This window comes from Pseudomonas sp. B12(2026) (genome assembly GCF_057767015.1).
In genome coordinates this window covers 5,215,038-5,233,030 of record NZ_CM173430.1, presented here as the reverse complement: position 1 = coordinate 5,233,030, position 17,993 = coordinate 5,215,038, and the positions used below count along the sequence as shown (strand labels likewise).

Genomic DNA, 17,993 nt, shown 5'->3' with positions numbered 1-17,993 from the left:
TTCGCGTTATCAGATGGAGAGCGCTATGGCTTGGAACGAGCCGGGTGACAACTCGAACAAGAACGACCAGGACCCTTGGGGTGGACGCCGTGGTGGCGGCCGCCAGGGTCCGCCTGATCTGGATGAAGCCTTTCGCAAGCTGCAGGACAGCCTGAACGGCATCTTCGGCAAGCCCAAGCGCGGCAGCGGTAGTGGCGGCGGTGGCAACGGCAGGGGCGGCAGCCTGGGGCTGTTCGGCATCGGCCTGGGGATTCTCGCCGTGCTGTGGCTGTACAACGCCATCTACGTGGTGGACGAACAGGAGCAGGCGGTGATCCTGCGCTTCGGCAAGTACCACGAGACCGTGGGTCCCGGCCTGAACATGTACTTCCCGCCGATCGACAAGAAGTTCCAGGAGAACGTCACCCGCGAGCGTGCCTACAGCAAGCAGGGGCAGATGCTCACCGAGGACGAGAACATCGTCGAAGTTCCGCTGACCGTGCAGTACAAGATCAGCAACCTGCAGGACTTCGTGCTCAACGTCGACCAGCCGGAAGTCAGCCTGGAGCACGCCACCGAAAGCGCCCTGCGCCACGTGGCGGGATCGACCACCATGGACCAGATCCTCACCGAGGGCCGCGAACAGATGGCCACCGAGGTGCGCGAGCGTCTGCAGCGTTTCATGGACACCTACCGCACCGGCATCGCCGTGACCCAGGTGAACATCCAGAGCGCCGCCGCGCCGCGCGAGGTGCAGGAGGCGTTCGACGACGTGATCCGTGCCCGCGAGGACGAGCAGCGCGAGAAGAACCAGGCCGAAGCCTACGCCAATGGCGTGGTGCCGGAAGCCCGCGGCCAGGCGCAGCGCATCATCGAGGAGGCCAATGGCTACCGCGATGAAGTGGTGGCCCGTGCCCAGGGCGAGGCGGCCCGCTTCACCAAGCTGGCCGGCGAATACCGCAAGGCACCGGAGGTCACCCGGCAGCGTCTGTACCTGGACGCCATGCAGGATGTCATCAGCCAGAGCAGCAAGGTGCTGGTCACCGGCCAGCAGGGCCAGAACAACCTGATCTACCTGCCGCTGGACAAGATGATGAGCGGCCGAGCCTCGGCGACCCCGGACAGCGCGCCGAGCACGACCGGCAGCACGCAGGACATCGGTTCGCGGGTGGCCAACGACCTGCAGCAGCGTGACATGCGTACCAGGGAGAGCCGCTGATGAGTAACAAGTCTCTGATTGCCCTGATCGCCGCCGTCGTTGCCGCGGTTGCGCTGTGGAGCAGCGTCTATGTCGTGCAGCAGACCGAGCGTGCCGTGCTGCTGCGTTTCGGCCGCGTGGTCGATGCCGACGTCAAGCCGGGCCTGCACTTCAAGATTCCGTACGTCAACCAGGTGCGCAAGTTCGACGGCCGCCTGCTGACCCTGGACTCGCCGACCCAGCGCTTCCTGACGCTGGAGAAGAAAGCGGTGATGGTCGACGCCTTCGCCAAGTGGCGCGTCTCCGATGCCGAGCGTTTCTACACCGCCACTTCCGGCATGAAACAGATTGCCGACGAGCGTCTGTCCCGCCGCCTGGAAGCCGGCCTGCGTGACCAGTTCGGCAAGCGCACCCTGCACGAAGTGGTTTCCGGTGAGCGCGATGCGCTGATGGGCGACATCACCGCTTCGCTGAACCGCATGGCGCAGAAGGAGCTGGGTATCGAGGTCATCGACGTACGCGTCAAGGCCATCGACCTGCCCAAGGAAGTGAACCGCAGCGTGTTCGAGCGGATGAGCACCGAGCGTGAGCGGGAAGCCCGCGAGCACCGCGCCAAGGGCCGCGAGCTGGCCGAAGGTATTCGTGCCGACGCGGACCGTCAGCGCCGCGTGCTGCTGGCCGAGGCTTATCGTGAAGCGGAAGAAACCCGCGGTGACGGCGATGCCAGGGCGGCGGAGATCTATGCCAAGGCGTTCACCCCCGAGCCGGAGTTCTTCGCCTTCACCCGCAGCCTGAAGGCCTATCGCGAGAGCTTCGCGGACAAGAAGGACATGCTGGTGCTCGATCCCAGCAGCGACTTCTTCCGTTATCTGGAAAGAGCCAAGCCCTGAGCCAAACTCTCCGGCGGGCGGCAGCGCCCGCCGGAGAAATCGTGTTATCATGGGTCAGCCGGGAAATCCCGGCTTTTTTGCGTCCGCGAGAATCATGTGGCGGGAACCGGGCGAAGCGTTCTGTCCATTTCCGGTGCTGGAAGGCATCCGAGCCCACATGGCCGGCGTGACGCCGTGAGTGGGCTCGGTCGCCTGGGCGACCGCGGTCTGAGACTCATCGGGCTGGGCGGAATGCCGCTCGGCACCGTCCTTCTTTACTGCATTCATTGAAGTGCCGCCCGGCTGAAAGGGGAGAGGCGACATGGCAACGGTAGACCGCTGGCTGCTGCCAGATGGGATCGAAGAAGTGCTGCCACCGGAGGCGGCGCGCGTTGAAGCAGCCCGCCGTCAGGTGCTGGACATGTTCCAGCGCTGGGGTTACGAGTTCGTCGTCACCCCGCATATCGAATACCTGGAATCCCTGCTGACCGGCGCCGGCCAGGATCTGGACCTGCGGACCTTCAAGGTCACCGATCCGGCCTCCGGCCGCCTGATGGGCTTCCGCGCGGACATCACGCCGCAGGTCGCCCGCATGGATGCCCACAGCCTGCGTCGCGAAGGCCCGAACCGCCTGTGCTACGCCGGCAGCGTGCTGCATGCCCGCCCGCGTGCGCTGGCCACTTCGCGCAGTCCGATCCAGCTGGGCGCTGAGCTCTATGGCGACACCGGTTCCGCCGGCGACGTCGAAGTCATCAGCCTGATGCTCGACATGCTGGGCATGGCCCAGGTGCCGGACGTGCACATGGACCTCGGCCATGTCGGCATCTACCGTGGCCTGGCGCAGGCTGCCGGCCTGTCCGGCGAAGTCGAACAACTGCTGTTCGACGCCCTGCAACGCAAGGCCGTGGACGAAGTCGCCGCGCTGACCGAAGACCTGCCGGGCGACCTCGCCGGCATGCTCCGCGCGCTGGCCGAGCTGTGCGGCAGCCGCGAAGTGCTGGGGCAGGCGCGCAAGGTGCTGGCCGGCGCCCCGGCCCCGGTGCAGGTCGCGCTGGCCGACCTGACCGCCATCGCCGATTCGCTGGCCGAGCGCTTCCCGCAGCTGCCGCTGTACTTCGACCTCGGCGAGCTGCGCGGCTATCACTATCACACCGGTGTGGTGTTCGCCGCGTTCGTCCCCGGGGTTGGCGAGTCCATCGCCCAGGGCGGCCGCTACGACGACATCGGCGCCGACTTCGGCCGTGCGCGTCCGGCGACCGGTTTCTCCACCGACCTGAAGACCCTGGTCACTCTCGGCCGCGCCCAGCTCGACGAGCCGCGCAGCGGAGTCTGGGCGCCGGCCGACGGGGCTGGCTTGTGGCAGGCGGTGCAACAGTTGCGCCGCCAGGGCGTGCGCGTGGTACAGGCGCTGCCCGGGCAGGATGCGGCTTCGGCTACCGAAGCGGGCTGCGACCGGCAACTGCTGGTTCGCGATGGCAATTGGCAGGTGGCGCCGCTCTGAGGCGCGCCACTTCGAGTTTCCGCCGGCCGCGGCCGGCACCGAACATCCACGATGGGGACAAGTGTTATGGGTAAGAATGTCGTAGTCCTGGGCACCCAGTGGGGTGATGAGGGCAAAGGCAAGATCGTCGACCTGCTCACCGACCAGGCCGCCGCCGTGGTGCGTTACCAGGGTGGCCACAACGCCGGTCATACCCTGGTGATCGACGGTGAGAAGACCGTGCTGCACCTGATTCCATCGGGCATCCTGCGCGAAGGCGTGCAGTGCCTGATCGGCAACGGCGTGGTGCTGGCGCCCGACGCGCTGATGCGCGAGATCGCCAAGCTGGAGGAGAAGGGCGTACCGGTGCGCGAGCGCCTGCGCATCAGCCCGTCCTGCCCGCTGATCCTGTCCTTCCACGTAGCCCTGGACCAGGCTCGCGAGAAGGCCCGTGGCGACGCCAAGATCGGCACTACCGGCCGCGGCATCGGCCCGGCCTACGAAGACAAGGTGGCTCGTCGCGGCCTGCGTGTCGGCGACCTGTTCCACCGCGAGCGCTTCGCCGCCAAGCTGGGCGAGCTGCTGGACTACCACAACTTCGTCCTGCAGAACTATTTCAAGGAGCCGGCCGTCGACTTCCAGAAGACTCTGGACGAGTGCATGGCCTACGCCGAGCAGCTCAAGCCGCTGATGGCCGACGTGACCTCGACCCTGCACGACCTGCGTCGCAACGGCGAGAACATCATGTTCGAAGGCGCCCAGGGTTCGCTGCTGGACATCGACCACGGCACCTACCCGTTCGTCACCAGCTCCAACACCACCGCTGGCGGCACCGCCACCGGCTCGGGCTTCGGTCCGCTGTACCTGGACTACATCCTCGGCATCACCAAGGCCTACACCACCCGCGTGGGTTCCGGCCCGTTCCCGACCGAGCTGTTCGATGACATCGGCGCGCACCTGGCCAAGGTCGGTCACGAGTTCGGCGCCACCACCGGCCGGGCCCGCCGTTGCGGCTGGTTCGACGCCGTGATCCTGCGCCGCGCCATCGAGATCAACAGCCTGTCCGGCCTGTGCCTGACCAAGCTGGACGTCCTCGACGGTCTGGAAACCGTGCGCATCTGCACCGGCTACAAGAACGCCGCCGGCGAACTGCTGATCGACGCGCCGACCGACGCCGACAGCTACATCGGCCTGCAGCCGGTGTACGAGGACATGCCGGGCTGGAGCGAATCCACCGTTGGCGTGAAGTCGCTGGAAGAGCTGCCGGCCAACGCCCGCGCTTACATCAAGCGCATCGAGGAGCTGGTCGGTGCGCCCATCGACATCATCTCCACCGGCCCGGACCGCGTCGAGACCATCGTCCTGCGCCATCCGTTCGCCTGATCCGCGCCGTGTATCGCAACGGGCCGCTCATGCGGCCCGTTGTCGTTTCTGCGGTAGGCGTTTTGTGATGCGGCACGCGCTTTGCTGGAAAAACGGACCGGCGTGCTTTCTGCGCCAGACATCCGTCGTCTTCCGGAGGAAGCCCCGCCGTGTCCGCCGTCCTGTCCCTGTTGCGCAGCCGCCTGCTGCGCCCCGCTTTCATCGCCCTGGGCATCGCGCTGCTGGCGCAGCTGGTCATCGCCCTGTGGCTCACCCGCAGCACTGTCGATGGTCTGGTCAGCGACCTCGGCGCGCACCTGGGTAACGAATCGCAACGTTTGGCCGCCGAGCTGGAACAGGCCGGCCGGGAAGTCACCTCCGGGCTGAGCGATCTCTCCGCGCGCACCCGCGAGCGGCTGGGCTCGGCGCTTTCCGCGCGGCTGGAGGAAGAGCAGGGCGAGCTGCGCCGGAGCCTGGAGCAGGGCCTGCGGCAGTCCGCCACGGAATTGGCGCAGCTGCTCGCCGCGGTGGCGCCCAAGGCCATGTGGGACAACGACGTGCCGACGCTTTCCGACTACGCCCGCCGTGCGCAGGGCAATCCCAACGTGCTCTTCGTGGTCTACGACGATCCGCAGGGGCAACACCTGACCCGTTACCTCAATCGCGAGGATGCGCGGGTCAAGGTATTGCTGGAGAAGGGCAAGGGCGAGCGCGCGCTGGACAAGGTGCTGGAGGCGGCGAGCCATGATGAGTCGGTGTTCCTGGTCGAGGCGCCGATCAGCCCGAACGGCGTGGAGATCGGCAAGGTGCGCCTGGGCGTTTCCACCGAGGCCATCGAAAAGCAGATCGCCGCGCTGGACCAGCGCTTCTCCGCCCTGGTCGCCAGCGGTGACCAGTTGGTGGGCGACAGCCTGGCGGGCGCGGCGGCCGACAGTACCAGGTCGCTGACCGCGCGGCTGCAGGCGGCGAAGCAGGCGGCGGACGACATGAGCCAGGGGGCGACGTCTTCCATCGAAGAGGCTGCCGGTTCCTTGCGCTGGCGGATCGGCATGGGCCTGGTGCTGGTCGGTCTTGGTGTGCTGCTGTGCCTGGCGGTGGTGCTTGGCCGTCGCGTGGTGAATCGCCTGCGCCTGTTGATCGACGCCCTGAACGATCTGGCGGCCGGAGAGGGTGACCTGACCCGCCGCGTGCGCCTGGATAGCCGGGATGAGCTGGGCGAGATGGCCACGGCGGTGAACCGCTTCGTCGACAAGTTGCAGCCCATCGTCCGCGAGGCCGGGCAGGTGGCGCAGCAGACCGGCAGCGAAATCGCCGCGCTGGCCAGCCGCAGCGCCAGCGCCGAAGCGGCGGCGGACCGGCAGCGCAACGAAGTGGCCGGCAGCCTGGAGGCGCTCTCCGGAATGGCGGCGGAGGCGGAGACGGAGAGCCGCATGATGCAGGCGGCGCTGGCCCGGGTGGGCGAGATCCGCAAGGCGGCGCAGGACAATGCGGCGATCGCCCGGCGCGTCGGCGGCCTGATCGAGACCCTGGAGTCCCGCGTGCAGAACGGCGCCGGCGTGATCGAGCGGCTGGCGCGGCAGAGCGAGCAGATCGAGGTGGTGCTGTCGGTGATCCATGGCATCGCCGAGCAGACCAACCTGCTGGCGCTGAATGCGGCCATCGAGGCGGCGCGGGCTGGCGAGAGCGGGCGCGGTTTCGCGGTGGTGGCGGACGAGGTGCGTGCGCTGGCGAGCAAGACCCAGCAATCCACCGGCGATATCCAGTCGCATATCGGCGCATTGCAGGAGGGCGCGCGCGAAGCGGTTTCCGCCATCGGCCAGGCGCGCGAGCAGGCGGTGCAGGGGCTGGCGGCGTTGCAGGACAGCGAGCGGCTGCAGCGTGAGGTGCAGAGTGCCGTGGAGGAAGTTCACGGTGCCATCGAGGCGGCGGCTCGTTCGGCGGAACAGCAGGCGGCCGGCGCGGCGGCGGTGCGCGGACGAGTCGAGGTGATCCATGCCGAGGCGGGGCGGGCGGCGGAGGCGGTGAGCGCGACGGCCAGCAGCGGGCGGGTGCTCGATGGCCTGGCCGGGCAGTTGCGCGCCAGTCTCGGGCAATTCAAGGCGTGAGGGTGGTGGGGTCGGGCGCTGGCGTCCGGCTCCGCGATTGGCGGAAAGCCGAAAACGAAAAAGCCGAGCAGTGCTCGGCTTTTTCGTTTGAAGATGGTGCCCAGGAGAAGACTCGAACTTCCACGGTGTTGCCACCGCTAGGACCTGAACCTAGTGCGTCTACCAATTCCGCCACCTGGGCATGCTTTTCAGCATGGGGTGCGATGATCACTCATCGTCTTGCGGTGATGCAACCCTTGGTCGCATCGGGCGGTCTATCGTTCGGTTATCAGGGTTCCGAACCCGCCGTGATAAAGCCTGTCAGTGACTGACTTTACCCTTGAATAAGTGGTGCCCAGGAGAAGACTCGAACTTCCACGGTGTTGCCACCGCTAGGACCTGAACCTAGTGCGTCTACCAATTCCGCCACCTGGGCACTGGATGCGATGATCGCTCATCGTTTCCGTGTTACAACGTCTGTCTGACGCTGTGGGCGCGAACTATACGGAGCCGGGTTTCGCTTGTAAACCCCTGATGCGATAAAAAATTTATTCGTGCCCAAAGCTGACCGACGAGCGGATTTCGCGCTTCAATAAGCAGATGGCGAACCATACCCATATATATAAGGTGACCGCACTTTAATGGCCGATTGGCAAAACCTCGATCCCGAGGCCGCCCGCGAGGCGGAAAAATACGAAAACCCCATCCCCAGCCGCGAACTCATCCTGGCGCATCTCGCCGAACGCGGCGCGCCCGCCACGCGGGCCCAGTTGCTCGATGAATTCGGCCTGTCCGGCGAGGAGCCGGAAGAGGCCTTGCGCCGCCGCCTGCGCGCGATGGAGCGCGACGGCCAGCTGATCTATACCCGCCGTGGCGCCTATGCGCCGGTGGACAAGCTCGACCTGATCCTCGGCCGCATCGCCGGCCACCGCGACGGTTTCGGCTTCCTGATTCCCGATGACGGCAGCGACGACCTGTTCCTCAGCCCGATGCAGATGCGCCTGGTGTTCGACGGCGACCGCGCCCTGGCGCGCGTGTCCGGCTTCGACCGCCGTGGCCGCCGCGAAGGCGCCATCGTGGAAGTGGTCGAGCGCGCCCACGAGACCATCGTCGGCCGTTACTTCGACGAGAGCGGCATCGGCACGGTGGTCGCCGACAACCCGAAGATCCAGCAGGAAGTGCTGATCCCACCGGGCAAGGCCGGCACGGCCAAGCACAATCAGTTCGTCCAGGTGCGCATCGATGTCTGGCCGAGCGTGCACCGCCAGGCCCAGGGCGAGGTGGTGGAAGTGCTCGGCGACTACATGGCGCCGGGCATGGAAATCGAAGTCGCCCTGCGCAGCTACGACATTCCCCACGTCTGGCCCCAGGGCGTGGAGAAGGAAGCGGCCAAGCTCAAGCCGGAAGTGCTGGAGAAGGACAAGGAGAAGCGCGTCGACCTGCGCGCCCTGCCGTTCGTCACCATCGACGGCGAGGACGCCCGCGACTTCGACGACGCGGTCTACGCGGAGAAGCGCAAGGGCGGCGGCTGGAAGCTGTTCGTCGCCATCGCCGACGTTTCGCACTATGTGAAGGTCGGTTCGGCGCTGGACGAGGAGGCGGCCAATCGCGGCAACTCGGTGTACTTCCCCGAGCGCGTGATCCCGATGCTGCCGGAGATTCTCTCCAACGGCCTGTGCTCCCTGAATCCGCTGGTCGATCGACTGGCCATGGTCTGCGAGATGAGCCTCTCCAAGGCCGGCAAGATGACCGACTACCAGTTCTACGAGGCGGTCATCCATTCCCATGCGCGCCTGACCTACACCAAGGTCAGCCAGTACCTGGAAACCCCGGACAGCCCCGAAGGCCAGCGCCTGAAGGAACAGCTGCCGGCGGTGGTGCCGCACCTGAACACCCTTTATGACCTGTACAAGGTCCTCGTCGGCGCGCGCCACGTGCGCGGGGCGATCGATTTCGAGACCCAGGAAACCCGCATCGTCTTCGGCGCGGACCGCAAGATCTCGGAGATCCGCCCGACCCAGCGCAACGACGCGCACAAGCTGATCGAGGAATGCATGCTGGCGGCCAACGTCGCCACCGCAAAGTTCCTCGAGAAGCACGGCATCCCCGCGCTGTACCGCGTTCACGACGGTCCGCCGCAGGAGAAGCTGAACAATCTGCGCCAGTTCCTCGGCGAGCTGGGCCTGACCCTGTACCGCGGCAAGGGCGAGCCGACCCCGGCGGATTACCAGAAGCTGCTGGAATCGATCCAGGGCCGCCCGGACCTGCAACTGATCCAGACCGTGATGCTGCGCTCCCTGAGCCAGGCGGTGTACAGCCCGGAGAACCACGGCCACTTCGGCCTGAACTACGAGGCCTACACCCACTTCACCTCGCCGATCCGCCGCTACCCGGACCTGCTGACGCACCGTGCCATCCGTGGCCTGATCCGCTCCAAGGCGGCTTCCGAGCACGTCCAGCGCGTCGGCGCCGCCAGCATGCCCAAGGCACGCATCTATCCCTACGACGAGCCGCGCCTGGAACAGCTGGGCGAACAGTGCTCGATGACCGAGCGCCGCGCTGACGAGGCGACCCGCGACGTCACCAACTGGCTGAAGTGCGAGTTCATGCGCGAGCGCGTGGGCGAGACCTTCCCCGGCGTGATCACCGCGGTGACCGGCTTCGGCATCTTCGTCGAACTGACCGACATCTTTGTCGAGGGCCTGGTGCATGTCACCGCGCTGCCCGGCGACTACTACCACTTCGATGCCGTGCATCACCGCCTGAGCGGCGAGCGCACCGGCCGCAGCTTCCGCCTCGGCGACAGCGTCGAGGTGGTGGTGGCGCGTGTCGACCTGGACGAGCGCAAGATCGATTTCGAACTCTCCGACAACGTGCTCAGCGCTCCGATCGGCCGCAAGAAGCGCGGCGAGAAGGCCGAGCCGGTGAAGGGCAAGGCCCGGGGCGCGGCGGCGAAGGACAAGCCCGCCAAGGCCCGGCGCGAAGTCGCCGACGATCCGTATTTCGCTCCGGACGTGTCGGTGCCGGCGGTCCAGCCGCGCAAGCGCAAGGTCGGCGTCGTCCAGGCGCTGCCCTCGGTGGCGCCGGAAATGCTGGCCAAGGCCGAGGAACTGCTTGGCAATACCGACGTGCGCAAGAGCCGCGAGTTGAAGAAGGCGCTGCTCGACGAAGCCAAGGTGGGCGGCAACAAGCCGTCGGGCCGTAAAGGGGCTGCCAGGGGCGCTCCGGCGGCAGGTGCCGGCAGCGCTCCGCGCAAACCGTCCAAACAGAAAGCCAAGGCCGCCAAGCCGACCAAGCATCGCAAGGGGCCGGCGCGTCCCAAGGCCGATGCGGGGACGGCGTCCGGTGAGCCGGTGCGCAAGCGTAAGGCGAAGAAATGAGCCAGTGGGAAAAGGTCTACGGGGTCCATGCCGTAGAGGCGCTGCTGCGCCATCACCCGAAGCGGGTCAAGCAGCTGTGGCTGGCCGAGGGCCGGCATGATCCGCGGGTCCAGGCGCTGGTCGAACTGGCCGGGCAGGTGCGCGTGCCGGTGGGCACGCGCGAGCGCAAGGAGCTGGACGAGTGGGCCGAAGGCGTGCACCAGGGCGTGGTCGCCGAGGTCAGCCCGAGCCAGGTCTGGGGCGAGAACATGCTGGAGGAGCTGCTGGAACGCTCTTCCGGTTCGGCGCTGCTGCTGGCGCTGGACGGCGTGACCGACCCGCACAACCTCGGCGCCTGCCTGCGCACCGCCGATGCGGCAGGCGCGCTGGCGGTGATCGTGCCGAAGGACAAGTCCGCCACCCTCAACGCCACGGTGCGCAAGGTCGCCTGCGGCGCCGCCGAGGTGATCCCGCTGGTCGCGGTGACCAACCTCGCGCGCACCCTGGAGAAGCTCCAGCAGCGCGGCCTGTGGATCGTCGGCACGGCGGGCGAGGCGACCCAGATGCTCTACGAGCTCGACCTCACTGGGCCGACCGTGCTGGTGATGGGCGCCGAGGGCAAGGGCATGCGCCGCCTGACCCGTGAGCACTGCGACTACCTGGCCAAGCTGCCGATGCAGGGCAGCGTCAGCAGCCTGAACGTCTCGGTGGCCACCGGCGTGTGCCTGTTCGAGATCGTCCGCCAGCGCCAGCTCAAGGCCGGCGCCTGAGGTCCCCACGCGAGGCGGATCGCACCGCCTCGCGCTGTTCAAATATTCACCAGATTTCCTTGCGCCCCCCGGCGCGCTTCTCTAGAATGTCGGCCCTTGTCGTCCGGGCAGGCGTTCGCGCGTACTGTTTTCGACGGCAAGGAAAAAATCATTCACTCCTTGCCTGACCGCTTCGTCGGCAGGCTGCAATCCGTAAGGAGCATTTATGCGTCATTACGAAATCGTGTTCCTGGTTCACCCGGACCAGAGCGAACAAGTCGGTGGCATGGTCGAGCGTTACACCAAGGCCATCGAAGAAGACGGCGGCAAAGTCCACCGTCTGGAAGACTGGGGCCGTCGTCAGCTGGCTTACGCCATCAACAACGTGCACAAGGCTCACTACGTTCTGATGAACGTCGAGTGCACCGCCAAGGCCCTGGCAGAGCTGGAAGACAACTTCCGCTACAACGACGCCGTGATCCGTAACATGGTCATCCGTCGCGACGAAGCCGTTACCGGCCAGTCCGAAATGCTGAAGGCCGAAGAGAGCCGCAACGAGCGCCGCGAGCGCCGTGAGCGTCCCGAATCGAACGAGGGCGAGTCCGCTGACGGCGAAGATAGCCGCGACAGCGCTGACGAGTAATCCCGGACCAGTATTGAGGAGCCACACACATGGCACGTTTCTTCCGTCGTCGTAAGTTCTGCCGTTTCACCGCTGAAGGCGTGAAAGAGATCGATTACAAAGATCTGAACACCCTGAAGGCCTATGTTTCCGAAACCGGCAAGATCGTTCCGAGCCGCATCACCGGCACCAAGGCCAAGTACCAGCGTCAGCTGGCCACCGCTATCAAGCGCGCCCGCTACCTGGCCCTGCTTCCCTACACCGACAGCCACGGCCGTTGAGATCGGGCAGTCGACCGGGAATTGATGGATAGATCGCATGCGCGCATTGGCTGAGTTCGTCATGCGAGGCCGCATGCAGGCGACCCTGGTGGTCGTCGCAGCCGCGGTACTGCAGCCGTTGTTCTGGCTCGGTGCCGCAGCAGGCAGTCTGGTGCTGTTGCGCCGTGGCGCCGGCGATGCCTTCGGCATCCTGGTCTGGGCGCTGCTTCCGGCACTGGCCTGGTGGTACCTGGGTGACCCCAGCGTGAGTCTGGTTCTGGTGGGTAGTGCCGTGCTGGCGCAGGTTCTGCGCAGCAAGGTGTCCTGGAACCAGGTGATGCTGGCGAGCGTTGTGCTCGGTGCGGTGTTCGTGCTGCTGCTCAGCACGGTGTCGGCCGGGTTGGTCGCGAGTCTTGCCGATGCGTTCGGCAAGGCGCTGCCGCAGGTTCTGGCCGAAGCCAAGCTTTCGCCGGAGCAGATGGCCGCCCTGCAGGCGGAGATGGTTCCGACCATCACCGGCCTGATGGCAGCCTCGCTGCAGACGATCAGCCTGATGTGCCTGATGCTGGCGCGTTATTGGCAGGCAGTGCTGTACAACCCGGAAGGGTTCGGCCGCGAGTTCCGCGCACTGCGCCTGTCGCCGGGCACGGCTATCGCGCTGCTGGTTGGCGTCGTGGCGCTGCCCTTCGCAGGTCCCGTGGCCACCATGCTGGCGCCGCTGTGCATGATCCCGCTGCTGTTCGCCGGGATCGCACTGGGCCACGGGCTGGTCGCGCTGAAGAAGCTTCCGGGCTTCTGGCTGGCGCCGCTGTACCTGCTGGTATTCGTGCTGGGCAATGTGATCTGTCTTGTCGCCGTGGTCGACAGTCTGTTTGATTTTCGCGGTCGTCTGGCCCGTCGCCAGAAAGCCGCGAACGGTGAAGGTTAAAAGTTAAGAGGTAAGACTCAAATGGAAGTCATCCTGCTGGAAAAGATCGCCAACCTGGGCAACCTGGGCGACAAGCTGAACGTAAAGGGCGGTTACGCCCGTAACTACCTGCTGCCGCAGGGCAAAGCCACCGCTGCCACCGCTGCCAACGTCGCTGCTTTCGAAGAGCGCCGCGCAGAGCTGGAAAAAGCCGCTGCCGACAAGAAGGCCGCTGCTGAAGCCCGTGCTGCCCAACTGGCCGAGCTGATCGTCACCATCGGCGCCCACGCCGGCGACGAAGGCAAGCTGTTCGGTTCGATCGGCACCCGCGACATCGCCGACGCCGTTTCGGCTGCCGGCTACCCGCTGGAGAAGAGCGAAGTTCGCCTGCCTGACGGCGCCCTGCGCACCGTTGGCGAATACAACATCGAAGTGCAGCTGCACACCGATGTTGATGCAACCCTGCACGTGGTTGTAGTCGCCGAGTAAGCGATCCGTCGCTAGGGCTGTTCGCGCACCTTGCGTGGACGAATCAGTCCGCTAACATCGGGCACGGTACTGGATCTCGGTACCGTGCCCTTTGTTTTTCCGCCGTTCCATTCAGCACGCAGAGCCAGCCCGAAGAGCCCATGAACGACATCACCGTCCCCGAGCAATACGACCTGCAGACCGCTTCCCTCAAGGTGCCGCCGCACTCGATCGAAGCCGAACAGGCGGTGCTGGGCGGCCTGATGCTCGACAACAACGCCTGGGAGCGGGTCTCGGACGCGGTGTCCGACGGCGATTTCTATCGCCACGACCATCGCCTGATCTTCCGTGCCGTCTACAAGCTCGCCGAAGGCAACCAGCCGATCGACGTGGTGACCCTCTCCGAGATGCTCGAGCGCGAGGGCCAGCTGTCCCAGGTGGGCGGCCTTGCCTACCTCGCCGAACTGGCGAAGAACACGCCCTCGGTGGCCAACATCAAGGCGTACGCGCAGATCATCCGCGAGCGTGCCACGCTGCGGCAGCTGATCGGCATCAGCAGCGACATCGCCGACAGCGCCTTCAACCCGGAAGGGCGCAGTGCCAACGAGGTGCTCGACGAGGCCGAGCGCAAGATCTTCGAGATCGCCGAAGCGCGGCCCAAGACCGGCGGTCCGGTGGGGATCAGCGACATCCTGGTCAAGACCATCGACCGCATCGACCACCTGTTCAACACCAACGATGCCTTCACCGGCATTTCCACCGGCTTCACCGACCTGGACGAGAAGACCAGCGGCCTGCAGCCGTCCGACCTGATCATCGTCGCCGGCCGTCCGTCCATGGGTAAGACCACCTTCGCCATGAACCTGGTGGAGAACGCCGTGTTGCGCAGCGACAAGGTGGTGCTGGTGTACTCCCTGGAAATGCCCTCCGACTCGATCGTGATGCGTATGCTCTCGTCGCTGGGCCGCATCGACCAGACCAAGGTGCGTTCGGGCAAGCTGGACGACGAGGACTGGCCGCGCCTGACCTCGGCGGTGAACCTGCTCAACGAGCGCAAGCTGTTCATCGACGACACCGCCGGCATCTCGCCCTCGGAAATGCGCGCGCGGACCCGCCGCCTGGCCCGCGAGCACGGCGAGATCGCCCTGATCATGGTCGACTACCTGCAACTGATGCAGATCCCCGGCTCCTCCGGCGACAACCGCACCAACGAGATTTCCGAGATTTCCCGCTCGCTCAAGGCGCTGGCCAAGGAGTTCAACTGCCCGGTGGTGGCGCTCTCGCAGCTCAACCGCTCGCTGGAGCAGCGCCCCAACAAGCGCCCGGTGAACTCCGACCTGCGCGAATCCGGCGCGATCGAGCAGGACGCCGACGTGATCATGTTCGTCTACCGCGACGAGGTGTATCACCCGGAGACCGAGTTCAAGGGCGTGGCCGAAATCATCCTCGGCAAGCAGCGTAACGGCCCCATCGGCACCGTGCGCCTGGCCTTCCTCGGCCGCTTCACCCGTTTCGAGAACCTCGCGCCCGGCATGTACAACTTCGAAGACGAGTGATGATGCCGCATTCCGCGTGACCGACGGGCGCCTTAAAATAGGCGCCCGTTTCGTTTCAGGACCCGCAGCCATGCGTCCGCTCGTCGCCACCGTCGATCTCCCCGCCATCCGCCACAATTACGCCGTGGCCAAGCGTTGCGCGCCGGGTCGCCAGGCGTTCGCGGTGGTCAAGGCCAACGCCTATGGGCATGGCGCGCGGGAGGTGGTCAGCAGCCTGCACGATGAGGCCGACGGCTTCGCGGTCGCCTGTCTGGAAGAGGCCGCCGAGGTGCGCGCATTGCACGCCGAAGCCCGCATCCTGTTGCTGGAAGGCTGCTTCGAGCCGGCGGAATACCTGATCGCCGCGCAGCTGCGGCTGGACGTGGCGGTGCAGGGGCGGGAACAGGCCCAGGCGCTGCTGGCCGCGAAGCTGCCGAGCGCGCTGAACCTGTGGCTGAAACTGGATTCCGGCATGCACCGCCTGGGCTTTTCGCCGGAGGCGATCCGCGACTGGCACCCGCGCCTGCGCCAGGCGCCGCAGGTGGCCGAGCTGAACCTGATGAGTCACTTCGCCTGCGCCGACCTGCGCGGCGATTCGTTGACCGAGGATCAGCTGGACAGCTTCCTCGGCCTGCTCGACCTGGATTTCGACCAGCGCTCGCTGGCCAATTCCGCCGCCGTGCTGACCATTCCCGCTGCGCACATGGACTGGATTCGCCCCGGCATCATGCTCTACGGCGCCACGCCCTTCGCCGGCATCGGCGCGGCCGAGCTGGGCCTGCGCCCGGCGATGAGCCTGGAGGCGCAGCTGATTTCGGTGCGCGAGGTGCCGGCCGGGGAGAGCGTCGGTTATGGCGCCGCCTGGGTGGCGCAGCGGCCGTCGCGCATCGGCACCGTCAGCTGCGGCTACGCCGACGGTTATCCGCGCCATGCGTCGAGCGGAACACCGGTGCTGGTGGGCGGGCGGCGGGTGCCGCTGGCGGGCCGGGTGTCGATGGACATGCTGGCCGTCGATCTCACCGACCTGCCCCATGCCGCGGTCGGCGATCCGGTCGAGCTGTGGGGCGCGAACCTTCCGGTGGACGAGGTGGCGAGCCACGCCGGGACCATCGGCTACGAGCTGCTGAGCAAGGTCACCGCCCGCGTGCCGCGCCGCTACCGCAGCTGATCAGGCGCGGCCTTGGGTGCCGTCCAGCCAGAGGTCGCTGCCCTCGTTGTCGCCTTCGCTGGCGATGGCGTAGCTCGCCCGGCCGTTGCCCTTCACTTCGTACAGCGCCTGGTCGGCGGCCTTGTACAGCTTGCTGAACTGCATGGCGTGGCTCGGGTAGATGGCCACGCCGATGCTGGGCGTAACGCGCAGCTCCAGGGTGTCGAAATGCACCGGGCGCGACAGCTCGTCGAGCAGGCGCCTGGCGATCTCGCGGGCGTGGCCTTCGGCGTCCGGGCCGGAAATCAGCGCGGCGAACTCGTCGCCGCCCAGCCGCGCCACGCAATCGCTGGTGCGCACGCACTGGCGCAGGCGCTGCCCGACGTTCTGCAGCATGAAGTCGCCGGCGTCATGGCCGTGGCTGTCGTTGATCGGCTTGAAATGGTCGAGGTCGACCAGCATCAGCGCCAGGGTTTCGCCGTTCTGCTGGGCGTGCTCCAGAGCCTGCTCGGCGCGCTCGACCAGGAAGCGGCGGTTGGGCAGGCCGGTCAGCGGGTCGTAGTGCGCCGCGTGCTGCAGCTGGGCCTCGCGCTCGCGCAGCAACTGGTTGTTCTGGGTCAGCTCGGCGGTGCGTTCGGCGACCGCCTGGGCCAGGTCCTGCTGGGTGCTCTGCAGCAGGGTCAGGCGCGCGTTCTTTTCGCGCTCGGCCTGCTCCACGGCCTGGGCGCTCTCCCGCTTCAGGCCGCGGATGCGCGAGGCGAGGGCGAAGGAGAAGAGCACCGACTCCATGGCGACGGCGATCGGGAAGACGTAGGTGGTGACCGGCGCCGGCTGCACGACGCCCAGGGCGCGCAGTACGGAGATGCTCACGCTGGCGAGCACCAGGCCGAAGCCGAGCAGGTAGAGGAAGGCCGGGAGCGAGCCCTGGCGCCAGCGCGTCAGCGCCGCGCCCATCGCCGCCGGCACGCCGATCAGGGTGATCGCCACCAGCATCCAGCCGGCGACGCCGCGCATCTGCAGGGCGCCCAGGGCGATGGTGAGCAGGTACAGCGCGCAGTTCAGGTTCAGCAGGTGATGCGCCCAGGGCACGTGGCGGCGGGTCTGCAGCAGGCTGATGGTGAAACGGTGCACGCACAGCCCCCACAGCGAGGGCAGGGTGATGCGGTCCAGCCACCAGGGCACCGGGTGCTCGGGCCAGAGGTATTTGAAGCCGTGGCCGCTCATGCCGAGGCTGAACAGCAGCGCCGCGGCGGTGGTCAGCACGTACCAGAAGTAGGCGCGGTCGCGCAGGGCCAGCAGGATGCACAGGTTGTACAGCAGCAGGGCGGCGATCAGGCCGTAGATCACGCCGAGGAACAGGTTGGTGTCGGCGTGGTGGTCCTGCAGGTCGTCCAGCGTCCAGATGCGCAGCGGAAAGGAGTTGCCGGCGGGGTCGTAGGTGCGCAGGTAGAGCCGCAGCGGACCCGTGCCTTCGGGCAGGTGGAACACCGGGCGGCGGTAGCCGTGGTCGCGACCGGCGGAAAAGGCCACCACTTCGCCGGAGAGCCGTTCCTGGTAACGCCCCCGCTCGTCGGGCAGGTACAGGCGCAGGTCCTTGAGATTGACCGCGTCCACTTCCAGCCACCAGCCGCCGGGCGGCGTTTGCCGGCGGTCGAGGTCCAGGCGCAGCCACCAGGGGCTGGCGCTCTGGCCGACGCTGGTGCGGCCGTTGGCCGGGGTGAAGTCGGGACTGCGCCGTACCTCGTCGAACGGCATCGCGCCGCTGCGATCCTCGAGGAGCGCCAGGCTGCCATTGAGCCAGGCGCCACTGGCGCTCGGGTCCAGCTCGAGCGCGGCGGCCTGGCCGGCCAGCAGCGCAAGCACCAGCATGAAAACATGACGCACGACACGCACTCCCTGTGCCTGGCGGGATGGTCCGGCAGGTACTGCCGATAGTGGCTGGAGTATAGCCAGATGATGGCAGGCGGAATCTAC

General features: G+C 66.8%; 14 protein-coding genes and 2 tRNA genes. 13 read left to right on the top strand and 3 right to left on the bottom strand.

All coding sequences use genetic code 11. The features are described from left to right. Positions 1-25 precede the first annotated feature (25 nt). The 5 genes from hflK (at position 26) to AC3B6A_RS24405 (ending at position 6,993) form a co-directional block, all read left to right on the top strand. Complete coding sequence (hflK, locus tag AC3B6A_RS24425) at positions 26-1,198, top strand: FtsH protease activity modulator HflK (protein WP_488399669.1); 1,173 nt, start codon at positions 26-28, stop codon at positions 1,196-1,198. Continuing rightward, positions 1,198-2,067, top strand: coding sequence for a protease modulator HflC (gene hflC, locus AC3B6A_RS24420; protein ID WP_488399668.1), 870 nt, complete (start codon positions 1,198-1,200; stop codon positions 2,065-2,067). The genes hflK and hflC overlap by 1 nt, the downstream gene beginning before the upstream one ends. 301 nt (positions 2,068-2,368) lie before the next feature. After that, entirely contained in the window at positions 2,369-3,547 is a 1,179-nt protein-coding gene (locus AC3B6A_RS24415; protein ID WP_488399667.1) for an ATP phosphoribosyltransferase regulatory subunit, read from the top strand. 66 nt (positions 3,548-3,613) lie between these two features. Next, on the top strand, positions 3,614-4,909 hold the full coding sequence (locus tag AC3B6A_RS24410; protein ID WP_488399666.1) for an adenylosuccinate synthase: 1,296 nt from the start codon (positions 3,614-3,616) through the stop codon (positions 4,907-4,909). 149 nt (positions 4,910-5,058) lie between these two features. Beyond that, on the top strand, positions 5,059-6,993 hold the full coding sequence (locus tag AC3B6A_RS24405; protein WP_488399665.1) for a methyl-accepting chemotaxis protein: 1,935 nt from the start codon (positions 5,059-5,061) through the stop codon (positions 6,991-6,993). A 94-nt stretch (positions 6,994-7,087) separates the two neighbouring features. Here the strand turns inward: AC3B6A_RS24405 and AC3B6A_RS24400 are convergent. After that, positions 7,088-7,174, bottom strand: a tRNA-Leu gene (locus AC3B6A_RS24400). Between the two features lie 147 nt (positions 7,175-7,321). Next, a tRNA-Leu gene (locus AC3B6A_RS24395) sits at positions 7,322-7,408 on the bottom strand. Positions 7,409-7,613: 205 nt separating this feature from the next. Between AC3B6A_RS24395 and rnr the strand changes: the two genes are divergently transcribed. The 8 genes from rnr (at position 7,614) to alr (ending at position 16,040) form a co-directional block, all read left to right on the top strand. Then, the gene (gene rnr, locus AC3B6A_RS24390; protein WP_488399664.1) at positions 7,614-10,352 is read left to right on the top strand and encodes a ribonuclease R; all 2,739 of its coding nucleotides are present in this window, start codon (positions 7,614-7,616) and stop codon (positions 10,350-10,352) included. Next, a complete protein-coding gene (rlmB, locus tag AC3B6A_RS24385) occupies positions 10,349-11,101 on the top strand; it encodes a 23S rRNA (guanosine(2251)-2'-O)-methyltransferase RlmB (protein WP_488399663.1) in 753 nt (250 codons plus the stop codon). Before rnr ends, rlmB begins: the two co-directional genes overlap by 4 nt. A 205-nt stretch (positions 11,102-11,306) precedes the next feature. Next, a complete protein-coding gene (gene rpsF / locus AC3B6A_RS24380) occupies positions 11,307-11,723 on the top strand; it encodes a 30S ribosomal protein S6 (protein WP_054906367.1) in 417 nt (138 codons plus the stop codon). Positions 11,724-11,752: 29 nt separating this feature from the next. Further along, positions 11,753-11,983 carry a 30S ribosomal protein S18 gene (rpsR, locus tag AC3B6A_RS24375; RefSeq protein ID WP_003095634.1) on the top strand — a complete coding sequence of 77 codons (231 nt, stop codon included), beginning with the start codon at positions 11,753-11,755 and terminating at the stop codon, positions 11,981-11,983. Positions 11,984-12,020: 37 nt separating this feature from the next. Next, positions 12,021-12,890 (top strand): hypothetical protein, encoded by an 870-nt coding sequence (locus AC3B6A_RS24370; protein ID WP_488399662.1) that lies wholly within the window; start codon positions 12,021-12,023, stop codon positions 12,888-12,890. A 21-nt stretch (positions 12,891-12,911) separates the two neighbouring features. Next, on the top strand, positions 12,912-13,358 hold the full coding sequence (rplI, locus tag AC3B6A_RS24365) for a 50S ribosomal protein L9 (protein ID WP_488399661.1): 447 nt from the start codon (positions 12,912-12,914) through the stop codon (positions 13,356-13,358). A 140-nt stretch (positions 13,359-13,498) separates the two neighbouring features. Continuing rightward, on the top strand, positions 13,499-14,893 hold the full coding sequence (gene dnaB, locus AC3B6A_RS24360) for a replicative DNA helicase (RefSeq protein ID WP_488399660.1): 1,395 nt from the start codon (positions 13,499-13,501) through the stop codon (positions 14,891-14,893). Positions 14,894-14,963: 70 nt separating this feature from the next. Continuing rightward, on the top strand, positions 14,964-16,040 hold the full coding sequence (gene alr / locus AC3B6A_RS24355; protein ID WP_488399659.1) for an alanine racemase: 1,077 nt from the start codon (positions 14,964-14,966) through the stop codon (positions 16,038-16,040). On the opposite strand, the gene AC3B6A_RS24350 is transcribed toward alr, so the two are convergent. Further along, positions 16,041-17,903 carry a diguanylate cyclase domain-containing protein gene (locus AC3B6A_RS24350; RefSeq protein WP_488399658.1) on the bottom strand — a complete coding sequence of 621 codons (1,863 nt, stop codon included), beginning with the start codon at positions 17,901-17,903 and terminating at the stop codon, positions 16,041-16,043. Positions 17,904-17,993 lie beyond the last annotated feature (90 nt).